Origin of the sequence: Citrobacter sp. RHBSTW-01044, from assembly GCF_013781945.1 — a bacterium.
Taxonomy (GTDB): Bacteria; Pseudomonadota; Gammaproteobacteria; order Enterobacterales; family Enterobacteriaceae; genus Citrobacter; species Citrobacter braakii.
Window position 1 is genome coordinate 3,375,003 of the sequence record NZ_CP056180.1, and the last position, 20,172, is coordinate 3,395,174.

Sequence of the window (20,172 nt, forward strand, 5' to 3'; positions counted from 1 at the left end):
ATTTATCCTTTATTTAATCGACGTTCAGCGCGTCATTAACCAGATCTTGTTGCTGCTTCTGGTGAACGGACATATATCCTACTGCCGGAGAGGCAGAGGCCGGGCGACCTGCATAACGCAGAGCTGACCCAAATGGAATTACTTCACGGAAATGATGCTGGCTGCAGTACCATGCGCCCTGGTTGAGCGGCTCTTCCTGGCACCAGACAAAATCATGTACATGAGCAAACGGTTTCAGCGCTTCCTGCACCGCTTTATGCGGGAACGGATAGAGCTGTTCGATACGCACAATGGCGACATCTTTTTGGTCGTTCTTGCGGCGTTGCTCCAACAGGTCGTAATAAACCTTACCAGAACACATCACGACACGCTTCACGCCTTTAGGATCAAGTTCATCTACTTCGCCAATGGCTGGCAGGAAGGTGCCATTTGCCAGTTCGTCCAGCGTGGACACCGCCAGCGGATGACGCAGCAGCGACTTCGGTGACATCACTACCAGCGGACGACGCATTCCGCGCAGCGCCTGACGACGCAGCATGTGGTAAACCTGTGCCGGGGTAGACGGGACGCAAACCTGCATGTTTTGCTCAGCGCAAAGTTGCAGATAACGTTCCAGACGCGCGGAGGAGTGCTCCGGACCCTGACCTTCATAGCCGTGTGGCAGCAGCATAACCAGACCGCACATACGGCCCCATTTCTGCTCGCCGGAAGAGATGAACTGGTCGATAACCACCTGCGCACCGTTGGCGAAGTCACCGAACTGCGCTTCCCAGATAGTCAGGGTGCGCGGTTCTGCCGTGGCATAACCGTACTCGAATGCCAGCACCGCTTCTTCAGACAGCACGGAGTCCCATACGCGGAACGTGCCCTGCCCGTTATGCACATGCTGCAGCGGAGTGTACGTTGAACCATTCGCCTGGTTATGAATAACCGCATGACGGTGGAAGAAGGTTCCACGGCCAGAGTCTTCACCCGACAGACGTACCGGAATGCCTTCATCAACCAGCGTGGCGTAAGCCAGATTCTCTGCGCCACCCCAGTCGAACAGCTTCTCGCCTGCGGCCATGGCCTGACGGTCGCCGTAAATTTTGGCAACACGCGATTGCATTTCCACCGCTTCAGGCACGGTGCTGATGCGTTTTGCCAGCTCCTGCAGACGCTTCATCTCAACTTTGTTCGGGTAGTTTTCATCCCATTCGTGGTTGAGGTACGGCGACCAGGTGAAGGAGTGCATATTCATTGGACGCCACTCTTTCACCACGCATTCGCCTGCGTCCAGCGCGTCACGATACAGATTGACCATTTCGGTCGCATCTTCCAGCGTAGCGACGTTGTCCGCTTCCAGCTTGTCAGCGTAGATTTTGCGCGGAGTCGGATGCTTTTTGATTTTCTGATACATCAACGGCTGGGTTGCGCTTGGCTCGTCGGCTTCGTTGTGGCCGTGACGGCGGTAGCACACCAGATCGATGAAGACATCGCGTTTAAAGGTATTACGGAAATCCAGTGCCAGACGCGTTACGAAAGCGACCGCTTCCGGGTCATCCGCGTTCACGTGGAAAATCGGCGCCTGAACCATCTTACCGATGTCGGTGCAGTACGGTGTAGAACGTGCATCTAGCGGGTTAGAGGTGGTGAAGCCCACCTGGTTGTTGATAACGATGCGAACGGTACCGCCCACTTCGTAACCACGCGCTTTCGACATGTTCAGGGTTTCCTGAACCACGCCTTGCCCGGTTACTGCCGCATCACCATGAATAGTGATTGGCAGCACTTTATTGCTGCTCGGCTCGTCCAGACGATCCAAGCGTGCACGTACGGAACCGATAACCACCGGGCTAACGATTTCCAGGTGCGACGGGTTAAACGCCAGCGCCAGATGCACCAGACCGCCTTCGGTTTCGATATCTGATGAGAAGCCCATGTGGTACTTCACGTCACCGGTGCCGAGGTGTTCTTTATGTTTGCCCGCAAATTCGTCGAATAGATCCTGCGGCTTTTTACCCAGCACGTTAACCAGGACGTTCAGACGACCACGGTGCGCCATACCCAGTACCACTTCACGGGTACCGCTATTACCGGCGTGGCGGATCATCTCTTTGAGCATTGGGATTAACGCATCACCGCCTTCCAGTGAGAAGCGTTTCGCACCCGGGAACTTCGCGCCCAGGTAGCGTTCCAGACCTTCCGCGGCGGTCAGTTCGCTGAGGAAGCGTTTCTTCTCTTCACTACTGAACGCAGTACGACCAGACTCGATACGCTGCTGAAGCCAGCGTTTTTCTTCGGTGCTGGTGATGTGCATATACTCGGCGCCAATCGGGCCGCAGTAGGTTTGTTTCAGCGCGACAACCAGGTCGCTCAGCTTCATCGTGTCTTTGCCACCGGCAAAAGAACCCACGTTAAAGCTTTCCTGGAAATCCGCATCGGTCAGATCGTGGAAGGAGGGATCCAGATCGGCCACATTTTCTTGCTGCCACAGTCCCAGCGGATCGAGATTCGCATGCTGATGACCGCGGAAACGATAGGCGTTAATGAGCTGCAGGACTTTAACCTGCTTCACATTGGCATCAGGGTCGGAAATAGAAGAAGAGTAACGTGGGGTAATCAACGCCTGTCGACGGAAATAATCACGTGTTTTTGAGTGGAGTTGATCCGGTTTGACTCCGGTACCAGGTAACTGCTGGAACGTCGAACGCCAGTTAGCATCTACCGAGTCAGGGTCGGTTAAGAAGTCTTCATAGAGCTGTTCTATCCAGCTCTGGTTAGAACCAGAGAGGTAAGAAGAGTCCAACCAGGCTTTCAAAGCGCTGTTCTGCATCGTGATCCCTTAAGCATTTGTATGCTTATTTCGCCGTGGATACTACCACGCACACCGATGTGCGTGCCGGGGTTCACTTGTTGCGGACTGTCGTGTCATCTGCGTCCGCTAAGGAACCTTTAAAAACTGTCTAATAATCGTCATCGTTCAGGCTGCGATTATTGCTATCAATGTGGCAGTTTTTAGAGGTTTCCCTGCACGGCCGGGGAATCTCTTCCCCGGCAACTACAACTACTTATGCACTACGTTTGAGCAGCATCGACTTAATATGTCCGATGGCGCGCGTCGGGTTCAGCCCTTTAGGACATACGCTGACGCAGTTCATGATGCTATGACAGCGGAATACGCTGAAAGCGTCACTTAAACCTTCCAGACGGCTGTCGGTCTCGGTATCGCGGCTATCAATTAAGAAGCGATACGCGGCCAACAGGCCTGCCGGGCCAATAAACTTGTCCGGGTTCCACCAGAATGATGGGCAGGACGTTGAGCAGCATGCACACAAAATACATTCATACAGCCCATCGAGCTTCTCACGCTGCTCTGGCATTTGTAAATGCTCACGAGCCGGAGGATTTTTCCCATTATTCAACAAGTAAGGCTTAATCTTCTCATACTGTGCGTAGAATTGCCCCATGTCTACCACCAAATCGCGCACAACCGGTAAACCTGGCAGCGGGCGAATGACAATTTTCTTGCCCGGCTGATTCAGCGCAGAAATAGGTGTGATACAGGCCAGTCCATTTTTGCCGTTCATGTTCAGACCGTCGGAGCCGCAAACCCCTTCACGGCATGAGCGACGAAACGACAGCGACGGATCTTTTTCTTTCAGCTGCATCAACGCATCCAGCAGCATCATGTCGCGCCCTTCTTCCGCCTCCAGGGTGTAATCCTGCATGCGCGGAGCGTCGTCAACATCCGGGTTATAGCGATAAACTGAAAACTCGAGTTTCATTGTCCTGTCTCCGCATTAATAAGTACGAATCTTCGGCGGGAATGCCGGGCGCAGCTTCGGTTCCATATTGACTTGACGTCGCGTCATGGATTCCGACTCTGGCAGGTACAGGGAATGGCACAGCCAGTTTTCGTCATCACGTTCCGGGAAGTCGAAGCGGCTATGCGCGCCACGGCTTTCGGTACGGAAGTTTGCAGATACTGCAGTGGCGTACGCGGTCTCCATCAGGTTATCCAGCTCCAGACACTCAACGCGCTGGGTGTTGAACTCGCTGGAGGTATCGTCCAGACGGGCATTTTTCAGGCGTTCGCGAATCGCTTTCAGCTCTTCCAGACCCTTCGCCATCGCATCGCCTTCGCGGAATACCGAGAAGTTATGCTGCATACATTCCTGCAGCGCTTTACGAATTGCCACCGGGTCTTCACCGTTACGGTTACCGTTCCAGCGATTCAGACGCGCCAGAGAAGCGTCGATTTCATCTTCGGTTGCATCCAGCAGGTCACCCTGCTCTGCGATAGATTCCTGCAGATGCAGACCCACAGCACGACCAAATACCACCAGGTCAAGCAGAGAGTTGCCGCCCAAACGGTTAGCACCGTGAACCGATACGCAGGCGATTTCACCGACGGCAAACAGCCCTGGGATCACCACATCTTCGCCCTGCTCATTCACGGTCAGCGCCTGGCCGGTGACTTTGGTCGGAATACCGCCCATCATATAGTGGCAGGTTGGGATAACCGGGATCGGCTCTTTCACCGGGTCAACGTGAGCAAAGGTACGGGACAGTTCGAGAATACCCGGCAGACGGGACTCCAGCACTTCTTTACCCAGGTGGTCGAGTTTCAGTTTGGCGTGCGGCCCCCACGGACCGTCGCAGCCGCGACCTTCGCGGATTTCGATCATGATGGAACGCGCCACCACGTCACGACCCGCCAGGTCTTTCGCATTCGGGGCATAACGCTCCATGAAGCGCTCACCGTGTTTGTTCAGCAGGTAGCCACCTTCACCACGACAGCCTTCTGTTACCAGAACACCCGCGCCAGCGATACCGGTTGGGTGGAACTGCCACATCTCCATATCCTGCACCGGCACGCCAGCGCGGATAGCCATACCGACGCCGTCACCGGTGTTGATGTGGGCGTTGGTGGTGGACTGATAAATACGGCCAGCACCGCCGGTCGCCAGCACGGTTGCGCGGGCTTTGAAGTAAACGACTTCACCGGTTTCGATACACAGCGCGGTACAACCAACAATCGCGCCATCGGCATTTTTCACCAGATCCAGCGCGTACCACTCGGAGAAGATGGTGGTGTGGTTTTTCAGGTTCTGCTGATACAGCGTGTGCAACAGCGCATGGCCGGTACGGTCTGCCGCTGCCGCGGTACGTGCCGCCTGCTCGCCGCCGAAATTCTTCGACTGGCCGCCAAACGGACGTTGATAAATTGTGCCATTATCGAGGCGAGAGAACGGCAGCCCCATGTGGTCCAGCTCCAGAATCGCTTCCGGACCGGTTTTGCACATATATTCAATAGCGTCCTGGTCACCAATGTAGTCCGACCCTTTTACGGTGTCGTACATGTGCCATTCCCAGTTATCTTCATGGGTATTACCGAGCGCAACGGTGATGCCACCTTGCGCAGATACGGTATGGGAACGGGTTGGGAACACTTTGGAGAGCAGCGCACAGGTCTGACCGCTCTGGGAAATTTGCAGCGCCGCGCGCATACCTGCGCCGCCGGCACCAATCACAACAGCATCAAATTCTCTGACTGGCAGTTTCATTACACACCCCACACCACAACAAATCCATAAATGACGTAAACCACCAGCGCAACGACGATAGCCAGTTGCAGAATCAGGCGCACGGCCAGCGGTTTAACGTAGTCGGTCAACACCTGCCACATGCCGATCCAGGCATGAATCAAGATGGAGAAAAGAGCCAGCAGGGTGAAGACTTTGGTGAATGCCGATGAGAAGAAACCGGTCCAGACTTCAAACGTCAGTTCGCCGCTGGTGGCGAAGAAGCCGACCATATAGATGATGTATAACGTCAGAACGATAGCGGTAGCACGGACCAGAATGAAGTCATGTACGCCGTTGCGTCCTAATGCGGAGGCGTTGCTTACCATACGAGGACTCCTGCGAGAAGTGAAAGCACGACAATGATAACGAAACAAATTTTGGCGGAACGTGTCCCTGCTTCGAGGGTTTCTTCGATATAGCCAAAATCCATCAACAGATGGCGAATGCCCATTACGGCGTGATATGCCAGCGCAATCAGGATCCCCCACAGAATTAACTCCACAAAGAAGTTATTCATAATGGATGACGCCGCGAGGAAACCTTCAGGGGAGGAAAGGCTGGTACCCAATAACCACAACAGAATCCCGACCGCCACGAAGGTGATCACTCCGGATACGCGATGGAGAATGGACGCTATCGCCGTGATTGGGAACCGGATCGTTTGTAGATCCAGATTGACAGGTCTTTGTTTTTTCACATTTCTTATCATGAATAACGCCCACATGCTGTTCTTATTATTCCCTTTGGACTTCGGGTACAGAAGATGAAGACACCTGTAGCCTGAAAGACGACGGGATTTCCTTCCTCCGGTCTGCGTGCGGGTCAGACAGCGTCCTTACTATAACTACGCGTCATATAAAACACTGCTTCCAGATGCTAAAACGACACGTTACAACGCTGGTTGGCTCGGGATTGCAGGGTATTCCGGAGACCTGGCGGCAGTATAGGACGTTCACAAAATCATTACAATTAACCTACATATAGTTTGTCGGGTTTTATCCCGAACAGTGACATAGGTCACGATAACAACATTATTTTAATTTTTAACCATCTAATTTGACAATCATTAAACAAAGTTGTTACAAACGACACCAGAAAAAGCATATAATGCGTAAAAGTTATGGGGTCACTCTTTCACCGGACATTTAGTTATGTAACAGTGTGGAAGTATTGACCAATACAGTCAGGACAGTTATTAGTGATAGACAGGTTTAATAATTCGGATTGCTAAGTTCTTGATTTGCAGTTTATTCGCCATGAAAAGACCGTTTTACCTGCAAGCGCCCATAGCTCTGTACCCAGGTTATCCCCTCTTTCGCAGAGCGGCGAGCCAAATAACAAACTGGTAACGGTTCATTGATGTACGAAGGCAAATGTGAGTTCCAGCAGTCTTAAGCAATAAGGCGCTAAGGAGACCGTAAATGGCTGATACTAAAGCAAAAATCACTCTAAATGGTGACTCTGCTATTGAACTGGATGTGCTGAAAGGTACGCTCGGTCAAGATGTTATTGATATTCGTAGTCTTGGCTCAAAAGGGATGTTTACTTTTGACCCAGGTTTCACCTCTACCGCATCCTGCGAATCCAAAATTACTTTCATCGACGGTGACGAAGGTATTTTGCTGCATCGCGGCTTCCCGATTGATCAGTTGGCGACCGAGTCGAACTATCTGGAAGTGTGTTATATCCTGCTGTACGGTGAAAAACCGACGCAGGAGGAGTACGACGAGTTCAAAACCACAGTCACTCGCCATACCATGATCCACGAACAGATCACCCGCCTGTTCCACGGTTTCCGCCGCGACTCTCACCCGATGGCCGTTATGTGTGGTGTTACCGGGGCGCTGGCTGCGTTCTACCACGACTCGCTGGATGTGAATAATCCGCGTCACCGTGAAATCGCCGCCTTCCGTCTGCTGTCCAAAATGCCGACCATGGCAGCGATGTGCTACAAATATTCCATCGGACAGCCGTTCGTGTACCCGCGTAATGACCTCTCCTACGCCGGTAACTTCCTGAACATGATGTTCTCCACGCCGTGCGAAAAATACGAAGTGAATCCGATTCTGGAACGCGCAATGGACCGTATCTTGATCCTGCACGCTGACCACGAACAGAACGCCTCAACCTCTACCGTTCGTACCGCCGGTTCTTCTGGCGCTAACCCGTTTGCCTGCATCGCGGCCGGTATTGCTTCCCTGTGGGGACCAGCACACGGCGGCGCAAACGAAGCTGCTCTGAAAATGCTGGAAGAAATCAGCTCTGTTAAACACATTCCGGAATTTGTTCGCCGCGCGAAAGACAAGAATGATTCCTTCCGCCTGATGGGCTTTGGTCACCGTGTTTATAAAAACTATGACCCGCGCGCCACCGTCATGCGTGAAACCTGCCATGAAGTACTGAAAGAACTGGGCACCAAAGATGATCTGCTGGAAGTGGCGATGGAACTTGAACACATTGCGCTCAACGACCCGTACTTCATCGAGAAGAAACTCTACCCGAACGTAGATTTCTACTCCGGCATCATCCTGAAGGCGATGGGTATTCCGTCCTCCATGTTTACCGTTATCTTCGCCATGGCGCGTACCGTGGGCTGGATTGCACACTGGAACGAAATGCACACCGACGGCATGAAAATCGCTCGTCCGCGTCAGCTGTACACCGGCTACGATAAGCGCGATTTTAAGTCTGATATTAAGCGTTAATTGTCTGCCGGATGGCGCCAGCGCCTGTCCGGCTTACAGCCATTAATTCTCCCGGGTCGGACAAGGCATTGAAGCCAGAATCCGACCTGTTTTTTTTGATGCATATTATTTTATTCTCATCATGCTTTCTCTATGATTTACTGAGATTTCCGTCATTTCACTCAGGAGCATGGGATGCCTGTTTTGCAGTGGAGCCTGTTGTTTCTGCTATCGCTCCTTCTTTCCCTGTTCTTTTTGTTTATACACCTTCCAGGACCGCTGCTGCTCGGTTCGATGATCGTCGGCATCATATTCAGTATGCGCGGCATCTCACTGCACCCTCCCCGCTGCACATTTCTTGGCGCGCAGGCGATTCTTGGCTGCATGATTGCCCAAAACCTGACGGGCTCAATCTTAACGACCCTTACGGCCCACTGGCCGATGGTGATTATCATCCTGCTGGCGACCCTTATCAGCAGCGCGGTAATCGGCTGGCTGCTGGTTCGCTACAGTAACCTACCGGGAAACACCGGTGCATGGGGCTCGTCACCTGGCGGTGCGGCGGCAATGGTGGCGATGGCGCAGGAATATGGTGCCGACATCCGGCTGGTGGCGTTTATGCAGTATCTGCGCGTACTGTTGGTGGTTGGTGCGGCGGCACTGGTCACCCGAGTGATGATGGGCGACCAGGCCCAAACGGTCAGTGAGCAAATCGTCTGGTTTCCGCCGCTGAGCAGCAATCTGTTCAGTACCCTGGCGCTGGCCGCCGTTGCCGGTACGGCCGGGCGTCTATTGCGTATCCCCTCTGGCGTCATGTTGCTACCGATGTTGGCAGGCGCATTGCTGAATGCTGGTGGCGTGATGGTGATCGAACTACCGGAATGGTTGCTCGCGATTGCCTATATGGCCATCGGCTGGCAAATTGGCCTGGGCTTTGACAAGCAGATCTTTTTAATGGCGTTGCGCCCCTTACCGCAAATCCTCTTGTCCATTTTTTCACTGATGGCGATCTGCGCCGCTATGGCCTGGGGACTGGCGCATTACATGCAGATAGATTTTCTTACCGCCTATCTGGCGACCAGTCCAGGCGGCGTGGATTCTGTTGCGGTGATTGCCGCGGGGAGTCACGCCGATATGGCGCTGATCATGGCGATGCAAACCCTGCGGCTATTCAGTATTTTATTGACTGGCCCGGCGGTGGCGCGGTTTATTTCGCTACACGCGCCAAAGCATCCCGCTTAGTGCTGACATCCTGGACACCAGTAAAAGGGTCGTGAAGAGAGCGTCGTTTTTTCGATGGTTCCGCCACAGCGCTCACAGGCTTCACCATCCCGGTGAAAGACCTTAAAGCGAAACAGCGCGCCGTGATGTTTATTCTCATCCACCAGCCCGCGGGTGTTATAGGACAAACGAGGAATATCAAGCAGCGCATGCGCCAGCGCATCCAACTGCTCATCTCCGAGCATCGACGCTTTATGCTGCCCGGTCAGCCCTACCTGCCAGAGAATCTCTACTCGCAGGTAGTTACCTAATCCCGCCAGAAAAGTCTGGTCCAACAGCAGGCCAGAAAACTGGCGATTGCGAAAACGCGGGGATAACAGACGCGCTTTCACGTCATCGGGCGTTAAACGTAAATCCAGGACGTCCGGCCCAACCCGTTGCAGGAACGGGTGGGTAGCGAGCTGTTCCGGCGTCAGCATGTCGATATCAGAGGCGCTATAGAGCAGAATAGTTTTGTCGTGTGTTTGCAACCTGACACGCAGAACCCGCGAAGTCTGCGGTATTTTTCCGGTATCCACTACTCGCCACACGCCATAGAGCTGATTGTGGCTGTACAGCGTCAATCCATTAGAAAAATGGGTCAGCAATGCTTTACCCCGCGTTTCAAGCTGGGTAACACTCTGCCCAATCAGTTGAGATTGATACGGTTTTAGCTGCTCAAAGGCAAACCAGACATCGGTCAGGGGTTTGCCTTTGACTGCCGCCTCCAGGTTATCCGCCGCGCGGCGGATCTCCGGGCCTTCAGGCATAAGACTGTCCTTTTTTAATGTGTTGCACCGCCCGTCACTGCGATATCACTCTCCACCTGCAACGCGGTGGCAATCGCAACTTCCAGCGCCCGGCGCACCGTGTCCGCTGCCATACTTGGTGCCCCGGGGTGCTGTGCAGCCTGTTGCGGCAAATAAGGGATATGAATAAATCCTCCCTTCACCGCCGGAACGTCACGTAGTTTATGCAGCAGGCCATACATCACGTGGTTACACACGAAAGTGCCCGCGGTCTGGGAAACCGAAGCCGGAATTCCCGCGTTGCGCATGGCAACAACCATCGCTTTGATCGGCAACGAACTAAACCACGCCGCCGGACCATCGGCCACAATCGGCACATCTACCGGCTGTTGACCCTGATTATCCGCAATACGCGCATCGTCAACGTTGATCGCCACGCGCTCCACGGTGACATCCGCGCGCCCACCCGCCTGCCCCACCGCCAGCACCAGTGATGGCGACAGCGCGTCAATCGCACCATTGAGTACGGCAAGAGATTCGCCAAAGACGCACGGCAGTTGGCGGGCAACGACGCGGCATCCGCCGATGATAGCATTGTCGAGGCCCGAGACCACTTCCCAGGAAGGGTTAACTGACTCGCCGCCAAAGGGTTCAAATCCCGTGATGAGTACTGTTTTCATCCTGTCACCTTACAAGAACATCAGGAAATACATCAGGAACACGTTGACCAGCAACAGCAGTATGCCGGTTGGCACCTGCGCTTTAATCACCGCGTTTTTATCCGGCAGCTCCAGCAGCGCTGCAGGAACAATGTTAAAGTTTGCCGCCATCGGCGTCATTAACGTCCCGCAATAGCCAGAGAACATACCAATTGCCGCCATTACTGCCGGATTGCCGCCGTGCTGCAGCACGAGGATCGGAATACCAATTCCAGCGGTCACGATCGGGAAAGCGGCAAACGCATTGCCCATGACCATCGTCAGCAATGCCATGCCGAGGGTGTACACCGCCACTGCGATAAAGCGGCTATCCACCGCCAGGTATTCTTGCGTCAGCCAGGAAATACCGCTGCCTACGCCCGCTGCCGTAAACAACAGCCCGAGCGTGGCCAAAATCTGCGGCAGGATGAACGCCCAGCCGATGGAGTCCAGCAGACGGCGCGCCTCCTGAATCGGTTGATGAACCCGCTCATGGGTCATTTTTATCGCCATCGCCAGACCAATCAACGAGCCTGCGGTCATAGAAAAGAGCGTCACCAGCGTGGCGTGATTACCCGGCCCAAACAGCGCATCCTGTAAGCCCGGAATATGGTTGAACATCAGCACGCCAATAACCGTTACCACCGGAATTGCCAGCGCCGGGAAAAACAGGCGGTTACCCAGACGACTGGCGCTTTCTTCGCGCTGTTGCTGCGTTCGTTGATGGTAGCTTCCCAGCTTCACGCCGCCAAAACCGGCGATCAGGGCCAGCACGACCACCGCAACGCCAACGGCAATATGCACCGTGCGTTTGTCGCCAAACAGCGAATATGTCCAGTCGCCAAGCAGAAACAGTACGCCGTATATGCCCCAAAACAGGCCGGTGGTGAAGCGACGCGGGTTCGCTTTGTCCTGCCAGGACATCAGCGCCACAATCAGTAATACCGCTCCCGCCAGCCAGTAGAGATAGCTTTGTTGAAAATTCATTTCGCTTCCCCTTTCGCTGCGGCATTCGCTTTCGCCACCTCACGTTGCAAATAGCTATCCAGACGCCACAGACGCGTACCGTGGATCAGGAATGCACAAATTGCCGTAGGGATCCCCCACAAGGCAATATGCAGCGGTTCGGTCTGGATCCCACCAGACTCCAGCATAAAGTTGTGCATAAAAATGATGGCGCCGAAGGCAACAAAGATATCTTCACCGAAGAACAGTCCGACGTTATCGGTCGCAGCTGACATGGCGCGTAGACGATAGCGTATCGCCCCAGGTATCTCGCCGTGATTTTTCTCTGCGGCTCCTTCCGCCATCGGCGCCAGCAGCGGACGCACCATCTGCGGATGCCCCCCCAGACTGGTCAGCCCTAACGCAGCGGTCGCTTCGCGAATGAACAGATAGACAATAAGCAGACGGCCACTGGTGGCGCTGCGGATTTTTGCAATCCACGCCTGAGCACGCTCTTTGAGTCCGTGGCGTTCCAGCAGGCCAATAACCGCCAGCGGGATCAGCAGGATAAATGGCAGGTTGCGGGTGTTAAGAAAACCTTCACCCAGCTTCTCAAGGATAGTGGCGATCGGCATATGCGCCGCCAGCCCCGTGACGATCCCGGCAATAATGACCACCAATACCGGGTTAAAACGTAAAAGAAATCCGACCACGATGACGGCGATCCCCGTCAATGGCCAGAGAGAAATTACCTCTCCCATAATTCAGTCCTGTATATGTTGTTGTGTAATATATTATTGTTTTGTATGAATAAATTTATGCGCTAATTTGAATGTTGCATGCATTGAATGCGGCTCGCAAGCGACGGGCAAAAGCGAGTGCGTGCTCACCATCCCCGTGAATGCATACCGTCTGGGCTGTCACGCTCGCCCACGTTCCACTCTGGCTTTTTACTCTGCCGGATTGCACCATTTCTAGCGTTTGCGCCAGCGCCTGCTCTTCATCCTCAATCAATGCGCCCGGCTGGCTGCGCGGCACCAGACTGCCATCCGCCTGATAACCCCGATCGGCAAAAACCTCCTGACGTGTTACCAGACCATAGCGTTCACCCGCACGAATCAGTTCGCTTCCCGCCAGCCCTACCAGAACCAGCGACGGATCGCAGGCATACACCGCTTGAGCAATAGCATCCGCCAACTGAGGATCTTTCGCCGCCTGGTTATAAAGCATACCGTGCGGTTTAACATGACGCATTACGCCGCCCTGCGCACCCGTGATGGCAGCCAGCGCACCAATTTGATACAGCGTCTGCGCATACACCGTTTCCACAGGCAGGGTCATGGCGCTACGGCCAAAATTTTCCCGATCCGGAAAACTCGGATGCGCGCCTATCGCTACGCCATTTTTTAGCGCTTCGCGCACGCTTAAAAGCATCGTCTGCGCATCACCGGCGTGAAACCCACAGGCGATGTTGGCTGATGACACCAGTTGCAGCAGCGCTGCATCGTTAGGGCATTCCTCACCGAGGTCTGCGTTGAGATCAATTTTCATTGTTAAGTCGCCATGTTAACTGTTCCAGATAACGCTGCCGATCGTGGCGCGCCTTAAGCGCTTCCTCCAGCGAACACTGCACAAAATGAATCGGCTGGCCGAGCGGGATCTGCGCCAGATGATACATATCCGCTTCGATGATACAGGCGATACGCGGATAGCCGCCCGTCGTCTGAGCATCGTTCATCAGCACGATGGGCTGACCATTATGCGGAACCTGCACTACGCCAGGGAGCAAACCATGCGACAATAACTCGCGATCGGTCGTGCGCGTCAGCGACTGCCCCTGCAAGCGATACCCCATACGGTTGCTTTGCGGACTCAGTTGCCACGGGGAGCGCCAGAAAGAAGCCTGCGATACTTCGTCAAACTCCTGGTATTCAGGCCCGGGGAGCGCACGAATGTGGTTGCCCCACATCAGCTGTTTTACGCCCTGCGGCCCGCTGAATTGCCGGGTCGATGCGCCAATTGCCAGCCGATCGCCATCACGCAGCAGACGCCCTTCCAGCCCGCCAATTCCGACTTTGAGATCGGTACTGCGCGAGCCCATTACTTCGGGTACATCAAAACCGCCCGCTACCGCCAGATAGCTGCGCATGCCGTGATGTGGACGTTTTAGCGTCAGACGTTGCCCGGCTTTCACCGGCAGCCGCCATCCGCTCCATACGGGAGTACGATCCAGGTGCGCTTCACATCCCGCACCGGTCAGGGCAAACCAGCCATCGGTTTCAAATTCCACCACCAACTGCCCCAGTGTGATTTCCAGCGCAGCGGCATTCGCATCATTACCCACCAGCAGGTTAGCAACGTTCAGCGCCGGTTTATCCAGCGCGCCACAGTGACTGATTCCGGATTGACGAAAACTATGGCGTCCCCCGTCCTGTACTGAGGTGTACATGCCAGCGCGAATGATGTTTAACATATCCCCTCCTTCTGCGGGACAAAACGCACGGTATCGCCAGCCCGTAACAGAATCGGCTCCTGCCGTTTTGGATCAAATAACGCAACGGAGGTACGGCCAATCAATTGCCATCCACCTGGCGTGGAAAGCGGATAGACCCCCGTTTGGGATCCGCCAATACCCACAGAACCTGCCGGAACAAGCAGACGCGGTTCCGCACGCCTCGGAGTATGGAGCGGTTCAGGTAAGCTCCCGAGATAGGGAAATCCCGGCTGAAAACCGATAAACCACACCACATAATCAACCGACGCATGAAGTTCGACGACCTGCTTGTCGCTTAATCCACTGTGCCGGGCGACCTCTGCCAGATCGGGGCCGAACTCACCGCCATAGGTCACGGGAATTTCAATAAAGCGCGAGTCCGGCTCCAGCGCCTCACTCTCTTCCCACCAGCGCTGTAGGCGTTCAATCGCATCCAGCGCCAGCGTTTTCGGGTCGCGCAGGGTAACCGTGATATTGTTCATTCCCGGAATAGCTTCCAGCACATTCGGGGCATCAACCAGACGCTGGGCCAGACGCCAGATGCGTTTCTGAGTCGCCAGCGTAATGGGAGGTTCCAGCTCAAGAACCACCGCACTTTCACCTAACAGATAACAACGCGCTCGCTGCACTTTCGTCCCTCTTTATTACGCTGGATTAGGAATATCGATAAAGGTTACGTCCAGATCGGTATTTTCATTCAGCCATTCGCTCAATGCGCGAATGCCGCCGCGTTCGGTCGCATGGTGACCAGCAGCATAAAAATGCAACCCCTGCTCGCGGGCTGAGTGAATGGTTTGCTCTGAAACCTCACCGGTGATAAAGGCATCGACACCAAACCGGGCTGCGCTATCAATGAAACTCTGACCGCCCCCTGTACACCAGGCGACGCGCTGAACTTTTTCCGGCCCGGTATCACCGCACCATAACGGTTTACGGCCTAAACGCGCTTCAATCCACGATGCCAGCTCCAGCCCCGGAACCGGCATGGAGAGTTCTCCCCATGGCACCAGCGGCTCGATTTCACCCATGACGGTGATCCCCAACAGCGCTGCCAGCTGCGCGTTATTACCCAGTTCCGGGTGAGCATCCAGCGGCAGGTGCCAGCCATACAGGTTGATATCATTTTCCAACAGCGTCTTCAGACGATGGCGCTTCATACCGCGAATAACCGGAGATTCGCCTTTCCAGAAATAACCGTGATGAACGATGACCGCATCCGCCTGCAGGCGTACCGCCTCGTCCAGTAACGCCTGACTTGCGGTCACGCCGGTCACGATTTTATGCACCGTCTCTTTGCCCTCAACCTGCAAACCATTCGGCGCATAGTCGCTAATGGCGGCGCTGTTCAGTTTGTCGTTGATCAGTTGTTCCAGTTCGGTGTTTTTCATCATCGTCCTCGTAGTCATAAATTCTGCCTGCCCAATCAGCAACACAGCTTAGGTTAAAATAGCGTTCCCGCTTGCGTTCGTCGATAGACATTTCACTGACACATCAAGAAACAATCACACCCGATTTGAACGCAATTTGCTTACCCCCACGCGATCTAATTCATGTATATTTATGCAATCAGACAGCATATTGCAAAAATAATCAGATCTGTATCAAAGTTAAAACTTTAAGGAAACACACTCGCGCAGCACGTTCAGCCTGTCGCGAGGCATTTACTTCGAGAAAAGAATGAATAAACAAGCATCTCAACCACGGGCGATTTATTACGTCGTTGCGCTACAAATTTGGGAATACTTCAGTTTTTACGGCATGCGTGCATTGCTGATCCTGTATCTCACTAACCAGCTTAAGTACGACGATAATCACGCATATGAACTGTTCAGCGCCTACTGCTCGCTGGTCTACGTCACGCCCATTCTTGGGGGATACCTGGCCGATAAAGTGCTCGGCAATCGAATGGCGGTGATGATCGGCGCATTTTTAATGGCAGTGGGACATCTGGTATTGGGCGCCAGCGAAATGGCCCCGGCGTTCCTTTATTTGTCGCTGGCGATTATTGTCTGTGGCTACGGTCTGTTTAAATCCAACATCAGTTGCCTGTTGGGCGAGTTGTATCAGCCTGAAGACCCTCGCCGTGACGGTGGATTCTCTCTGCTCTACGCTGCCGGTAATATTGGTTCAATCATCGCGCCCATTGCCTGCGGCTACGTGCAGGAAGAGTACAGCTGGGCGATGGGCTTTGCGCTGGCGGCGATTGGCATGCTGGCGGGGCTGGTGATTTTCGTATGCGGTAATCGCCATTTCGCCCATACCACCGGCGTCAACAAGGCCGTCTTGTGTGCGAAAAAATATATGCTGCCAAACTGGGCCTGGTTATTAGTTCTGCTGGTTGCAGCACCGCTGCTGATTACCGTTCTGTTCTGGAAAGAGTGGTCCGTTTACGCACTGATCGTTGCTACTGTTATTGGTCTGGCGGTTCTGGCGAAGATTTACCGCCAGGCGCAGACCCAGAAACAGCGCAAAGAGCTGGGGCTTATCGTTACGCTGACCTTCTTCAGTCTGTTGTTCTGGGCCTTTGCTCAACAGGGCGGCAGTTCGATTAGCCTGTATATCGACCGCTTCGTTAACCGCGATATTCTGGGATATTCCGTCCCTACCGCGATGTTCCAGTCGGTTAACGCCTTTGCCGTTATGCTGTGCGGTATCGTGCTGGCCTGGGTGGTCAAAGAAAGCGTTAGCGGTAATCGTACCGTCCGTATCTGGGGTAAATTTGCCCTTGGCCTCGGTTTAATGAGCGCCGGATTCTGTATTCTGACCTTGAGCGCCCGCTGGTCTGCGGCTTACGGTCACTCTTCCATGCCGCTGATGGTATTGGGGCTGGCGGTCATGGGCTTTGCCGAGCTGTTTATCGATCCGGTGGCTATGTCTCAGATTACACGTATCGAGATCCCAGGAGTGACCGGCGTATTAACGGGTATTTACATGCTGCTTTCCGGAGCCATCGCCAACTACCTGGCCGGCGTTATCGCCGATCAGACCTCACAAGGTTCGTTTGACTCAGCGGGCGCTATCAACTATTCCATCAATGCATATATTGATGTCTTTAGCGAAATAACCTGGGGCGCGCTGGCCTGTGTGGTGCTGGTGCTGCTGATTTGGCTGTACCAGTCGCTGAAGTTCAGAAATCGTCCGCTGGCGGTAGAGTCCTGAGTTTACAGGCCCGATGATGTAATAAGATTCGGGCCTGTTTTTCTGGAGATTATGCATGGTTTACAGCCAAATCTGCTTCTGAAACACCGGTCACCAGTTTTACCATTTCGCGTTCTATTCCCTGTTCCAACATGGTTTGCGCTATACGTAATGCCGCTTCTTGTTTTCCTTCTTCTTTGCCTTGTTGTAGTCCTTGTTGTAGTCCTTGTTGTAGTCCTTGTTGTAGACCTTCCTGTAATCCATCTAACCGTAACCGCTCTGCAATAGTCATCAGCCTCTCCTTGTGTTGGGGGATCCGTTGTGCCATCTCTTGCATAAACTCATTAAAGCGAGATTCATCGCCAGATTGTAGAATGTAATTAAACATCGCTTGTAATTGCGTGTCATTAGCGCATCCAGTAAGTAGCAGCGTGGTCAGTTGCTCTACCAGCCCCATCAAATCCCGCCGACGGATATGTTTTTGTATTAATTCCAGCAGCGCCATTCGCCTGTGAGCCATGATCTCATCATCGGGTACCACCGTTATGTCCACCAACGGAAATGCGCTGGAATAAAGTTGTCTTGCCACCACGGAGTCGGCAAAGGCATCCAGCCAGCACAACGAGTACGGATAAGGGCTTCGGCAGCCATGATAAAACAGCATCGGTATCACCAGCGGCAGTTCCTTATGCCCTGCGTCCAGATGGCGCTGCATCGCCGCCATCGCATAACGCAACAGACGAAAAGCCATATGCGGCTCGGCTGAACTTTGATGCTCTAAAACCACATAGACATAACCGTCGCCGTCGCGAGTGTGCAAAGACCAGAGCACGTCGGAGTAGCGCGAACGTAAATCCGCTTCAATAAAGCTTTCTGACTCCAGCTTCAGCGAATTCAAATCGCAAAGTGTCCGCAGTTCAGCTGGCAGGTGAATGTCGAGAAAATCCCGCGCAGTTTCGGGATGATGTAAAAACGTTTTAAACACCGCATCGTGCGGTGTGGATGTCGTTGGCGTTGTCATTAATTTCCGTCATCTGAATGAAGATGACGGAAATTTACTGCTGAGGGAAAACTTATGCAGCAGGGTATTCACGGTACTGAGAGCACGTTTCAGCGCTAATAGCTCCCGACTGCAACATGTTCATTCTGCTGGAAGGCATTACGCAGAAATCCGTCACATACTTATCCCTTGCGCGCCGCCTCATAGGCCGCCAGCGTCGCCAGTCTTGCCTGTTTATGATCGACAATCGGACGAGGATAGTTAAGCGTAACCTGCGCTTTTTCAGCCCATGTCCACGGATCATGAATGGCTTTACCCGGCACAACGCGCAGTTCCGGCAGCCACTGGCGGATGAACTCGCCGTCGCGGTCAAATTTTTCGCCCTGAGTCGTGGGGTTAAAGATACGGAAATACGGTGCGGCATCGGTCCCGGTTGAGGCCGCCCACTGCCAGCCGCCGTTATTGGCCGCCAGATCGCCATCGATCAGTTGCGACATAAAATATTGCTCGCCTTTACGCCAGTCGATCAGCAGATCTTTCACTAAAAAGCTGGCCGTAATCATGCGTAATCGATTATGCATCCAGCCCGTGGCGTTGAGCTGACGCATCGCCGCATCCACAATCGGGTATCCCGTGTTCCCTGTTTGCCAGGCATGCAAATGTGCCGGATTATTCTGCCATTGCACGCGATCGGTCCAACGGATAAACGGTTGATGCCGACACAGCACCGGATGGTAAGTCATCAGATGACGATAAAATTCACGCCAGATAAGTTCGTTCAGCCAGACGCTGCCTTCCCCTCCTTCAAGCGCCTGCGGCTGCTCCGCGAGCAGTCGATTCAGGCACTGGCGCGGCGACAATCCCCCTGTCGCCAGGCTCGCGGATAATCGACTGGTACCGTCAACCGCGGGGAAATCACGCCGTTGCTCATATTCTCTCGCGGCCTGCTGGCAAAACTGGCGTAATTGCGCGATAGCCAGTTTTTCTTCTGCCACAAACCGCTGCGCATCAAAATCTTGCTGCGGATAGCTCAGCGTTATTGATGTTAACGGAGCGTCAAGAGCGCCGCTTTCTCTCACCTTCGGCGCGCTAACGCATTCTGGAACACCCTCTTTAATCCGCTTCAGCCAGGCATTTTTAAACGGTGTAAAGACTTTATACATTTCGTGATTGCCGGTCATGACCGCCCCCGGAGGCAAGATCACGCTGTCGTCAAACCCTTCACACACCACATGGGGTAATGCCTTCTCAACGGCAACATCACGCTGACGTTCGTTTATTTCGTATTGATAGTTATAAAACAATCGGCTGACGCTATGCTGTGCGCAGACGTTTTTGACGGTTTCCACGCTGGTCGCAAAATCTGCAACTTCATCAAACAGAAGCGGGATGCCTTTTTCCGCCAGCGCCGCCTGCAACGCATTCAACTGCGCACTCACAAATGCCGCCTGACGTGGGGCCATTTCGTGCGCCTTCCACTGCTCAGGAGTAGAGATATATAGCGCGATGACCTGCGCAGTACGATCCCAACAAGCCGCCGCCAGCGCGAGGTTGTCATGCAGACGTAAATCACGTCGAAACCAGACCAGATGGGTGGTCATAATACTCCCGGATATAAATTAATCATTGCCACT

The 20,172-nt window shown here is 53.8% G+C and carries 18 protein-coding genes; 3 read left to right on the plus strand and 15 right to left on the minus strand.

The annotated features are described in order from the left end of the window. Positions 1-13: 13 nt before the first annotated feature. The 5 genes from sucA to sdhC all read right to left on the minus strand — a co-directional run bounded on the left by sucA (position 14) and on the right by sdhC (position 6,294). On the minus strand, positions 14-2,815 hold the full coding sequence (gene sucA / locus HV352_RS16485) for a 2-oxoglutarate dehydrogenase E1 component (protein WP_016152283.1): 2,802 nt from the start codon (positions 2,813-2,815) through the stop codon (positions 14-16). 235 nt (positions 2,816-3,050) lie between these two features. Then, a complete protein-coding gene (gene sdhB / locus HV352_RS16490) occupies positions 3,051-3,767 on the minus strand; it encodes a succinate dehydrogenase iron-sulfur subunit SdhB (protein WP_003022921.1) in 717 nt (238 codons plus the stop codon). Positions 3,768-3,782: 15 nt separating this feature from the next. Further along, positions 3,783-5,549, minus strand: a complete 1,767-nt coding sequence (gene sdhA, locus HV352_RS16495) for a succinate dehydrogenase flavoprotein subunit (protein WP_003022919.1) — start codon at positions 5,547-5,549, stop codon at positions 3,783-3,785. Further along, complete coding sequence (gene sdhD, locus HV352_RS16500; protein ID WP_005122550.1) at positions 5,549-5,896, minus strand: succinate dehydrogenase membrane anchor subunit; 348 nt, start codon at positions 5,894-5,896, stop codon at positions 5,549-5,551. The genes sdhA and sdhD overlap by 1 nt, the downstream gene beginning before the upstream one ends. Then, positions 5,890-6,294 (minus strand): succinate dehydrogenase cytochrome b556 subunit, encoded by a 405-nt coding sequence (sdhC, locus tag HV352_RS16505; RefSeq protein WP_016152282.1) that lies wholly within the window; start codon positions 6,292-6,294, stop codon positions 5,890-5,892. The genes sdhD and sdhC overlap by 7 nt, the downstream gene beginning before the upstream one ends. 697 nt (positions 6,295-6,991) lie before the next feature. On the opposite strand from sdhC, the gene HV352_RS16510 reads away from it, so the two are divergent. Next, positions 6,992-8,275 carry a citrate synthase gene (locus tag HV352_RS16510; RefSeq protein WP_016152281.1) on the plus strand — a complete coding sequence of 428 codons (1,284 nt, stop codon included), beginning with the start codon at positions 6,992-6,994 and terminating at the stop codon, positions 8,273-8,275. 174 nt (positions 8,276-8,449) lie between these two features. Beyond that, a complete protein-coding gene (locus HV352_RS16515) occupies positions 8,450-9,496 on the plus strand; it encodes an AbrB family transcriptional regulator (RefSeq protein ID WP_016156000.1) in 1,047 nt (348 codons plus the stop codon). Here the strand turns inward: HV352_RS16515 and nei are convergent. Genes nei through ybgI form a run of 8 tightly spaced genes read right to left on the minus strand, consistent with a single transcriptional unit; the run spans position 9,493 to position 15,788 of the window. Beyond that, positions 9,493-10,284 carry an endonuclease VIII gene (gene nei, locus HV352_RS16520; RefSeq protein ID WP_104651689.1) on the minus strand — a complete coding sequence of 264 codons (792 nt, stop codon included), beginning with the start codon at positions 10,282-10,284 and terminating at the stop codon, positions 9,493-9,495. The two genes, HV352_RS16515 and nei, sit on opposite strands and share 4 nt — an antisense overlap. 14 nt (positions 10,285-10,298) lie before the next feature. Then, a complete protein-coding gene (pcp, locus tag HV352_RS16525) occupies positions 10,299-10,943 on the minus strand; it encodes a pyroglutamyl-peptidase I (RefSeq protein ID WP_019076289.1) in 645 nt (214 codons plus the stop codon). Between the two features lie 9 nt (positions 10,944-10,952). Continuing rightward, entirely contained in the window at positions 10,953-11,948 is a 996-nt protein-coding gene (locus HV352_RS16530; RefSeq protein ID WP_016152277.1) for a DUF979 domain-containing protein, read from the minus strand. Further along, positions 11,945-12,667, minus strand: a complete 723-nt coding sequence (locus tag HV352_RS16535) for a DUF969 domain-containing protein (RefSeq protein WP_181634902.1) — start codon at positions 12,665-12,667, stop codon at positions 11,945-11,947. The genes HV352_RS16530 and HV352_RS16535 overlap by 4 nt, the downstream gene beginning before the upstream one ends. Positions 12,668-12,722: 55 nt before the next feature. Continuing rightward, entirely contained in the window at positions 12,723-13,457 is a 735-nt protein-coding gene (gene pxpA, locus HV352_RS16540; protein ID WP_181634903.1) for a 5-oxoprolinase subunit PxpA, read from the minus strand. Further along, positions 13,447-14,379 carry a 5-oxoprolinase subunit PxpC gene (gene pxpC, locus HV352_RS16545; protein ID WP_047359481.1) on the minus strand — a complete coding sequence of 311 codons (933 nt, stop codon included), beginning with the start codon at positions 14,377-14,379 and terminating at the stop codon, positions 13,447-13,449. The genes pxpA and pxpC overlap by 11 nt, the downstream gene beginning before the upstream one ends. Next, the gene (pxpB, locus tag HV352_RS16550; RefSeq protein ID WP_046274709.1) at positions 14,373-15,029 is read right to left on the minus strand and encodes a 5-oxoprolinase subunit PxpB; all 657 of its coding nucleotides are present in this window, start codon (positions 15,027-15,029) and stop codon (positions 14,373-14,375) included. The genes pxpC and pxpB overlap by 7 nt, the downstream gene beginning before the upstream one ends. A gap of 15 nt (positions 15,030-15,044) precedes the next feature. After that, entirely contained in the window at positions 15,045-15,788 is a 744-nt protein-coding gene (gene ybgI / locus HV352_RS16555; RefSeq protein ID WP_016152273.1) for a radiation resistance protein YbgI, read from the minus strand. 289 nt (positions 15,789-16,077) lie between these two features. Between ybgI and dtpD the strand changes: the two genes are divergently transcribed. After that, positions 16,078-17,559: a dipeptide permease DtpD gene (gene dtpD, locus HV352_RS16560; RefSeq protein ID WP_016152272.1), complete on the plus strand. Its 1,482-nt coding sequence runs from the start codon at positions 16,078-16,080 to the stop codon at positions 17,557-17,559. Between the two features lie 49 nt (positions 17,560-17,608). On the opposite strand, the gene HV352_RS16565 is transcribed toward dtpD, so the two are convergent. Beyond that, positions 17,609-18,559: an Rpn family recombination-promoting nuclease/putative transposase gene (locus HV352_RS16565; protein ID WP_181634904.1), complete on the minus strand. Its 951-nt coding sequence runs from the start codon at positions 18,557-18,559 to the stop codon at positions 17,609-17,611. A 161-nt stretch (positions 18,560-18,720) separates the two neighbouring features. Further along, the gene (gene phrB / locus HV352_RS16570; RefSeq protein ID WP_181634905.1) at positions 18,721-20,139 is read right to left on the minus strand and encodes a deoxyribodipyrimidine photo-lyase; all 1,419 of its coding nucleotides are present in this window, start codon (positions 20,137-20,139) and stop codon (positions 18,721-18,723) included. Positions 20,140-20,172 lie beyond the last annotated feature (33 nt).

Coding starts and splice junctions, on each gene's coding strand:
- sucA (WP_016152283.1), bottom strand. CDS start 2,815: ATGCAGAACAGCGCTTTGAAAGCCTGGTTGGACTCTTCTTACCTCTCT.
- sdhB (WP_003022921.1), bottom strand. CDS start 3,767: ATGAAACTCGAGTTTTCAGTTTATCGCTATAACCCGGATGTTGACGAC.
- sdhA (WP_003022919.1), bottom strand. CDS start 5,549: ATGAAACTGCCAGTCAGAGAATTTGATGCTGTTGTGATTGGTGCCGGC.
- sdhD (WP_005122550.1), bottom strand. CDS start 5,896: ATGGTAAGCAACGCCTCCGCATTAGGACGCAACGGCGTACATGACTTC.
- sdhC (WP_016152282.1), bottom strand. CDS start 6,294: ATGTGGGCGTTATTCATGATAAGAAATGTGAAAAAACAAAGACCTGTC.
- HV352_RS16510 (WP_016152281.1), top strand. CDS start 6,992: ATGGCTGATACTAAAGCAAAAATCACTCTAAATGGTGACTCTGCTATT.
- HV352_RS16515 (WP_016156000.1), top strand. CDS start 8,450: ATGCCTGTTTTGCAGTGGAGCCTGTTGTTTCTGCTATCGCTCCTTCTT.
- nei (WP_104651689.1), bottom strand. CDS start 10,284: ATGCCTGAAGGCCCGGAGATCCGCCGCGCGGCGGATAACCTGGAGGCG.
- pcp (WP_019076289.1), bottom strand. CDS start 10,943: ATGAAAACAGTACTCATCACGGGATTTGAACCCTTTGGCGGCGAGTCA.
- HV352_RS16530 (WP_016152277.1), bottom strand. CDS start 11,948: ATGAATTTTCAACAAAGCTATCTCTACTGGCTGGCGGGAGCGGTATTA.
- HV352_RS16535 (WP_181634902.1), bottom strand. CDS start 12,667: ATGGGAGAGGTAATTTCTCTCTGGCCATTGACGGGGATCGCCGTCATC.
- pxpA (WP_181634903.1), bottom strand. CDS start 13,457: ATGAAAATTGATCTCAACGCAGACCTCGGTGAGGAATGCCCTAACGAT.
- pxpC (WP_047359481.1), bottom strand. CDS start 14,379: ATGTTAAACATCATTCGCGCTGGCATGTACACCTCAGTACAGGACGGG.
- ybgI (WP_016152273.1), bottom strand. CDS start 15,788: ATGAAAAACACCGAACTGGAACAACTGATCAACGACAAACTGAACAGC.
- dtpD (WP_016152272.1), top strand. CDS start 16,078: ATGAATAAACAAGCATCTCAACCACGGGCGATTTATTACGTCGTTGCG.
- HV352_RS16565 (WP_181634904.1), bottom strand. CDS start 18,559: ATGACAACGCCAACGACATCCACACCGCACGATGCGGTGTTTAAAACG.
- phrB (WP_181634905.1), bottom strand. CDS start 20,139: ATGACCACCCATCTGGTCTGGTTTCGACGTGATTTACGTCTGCATGAC.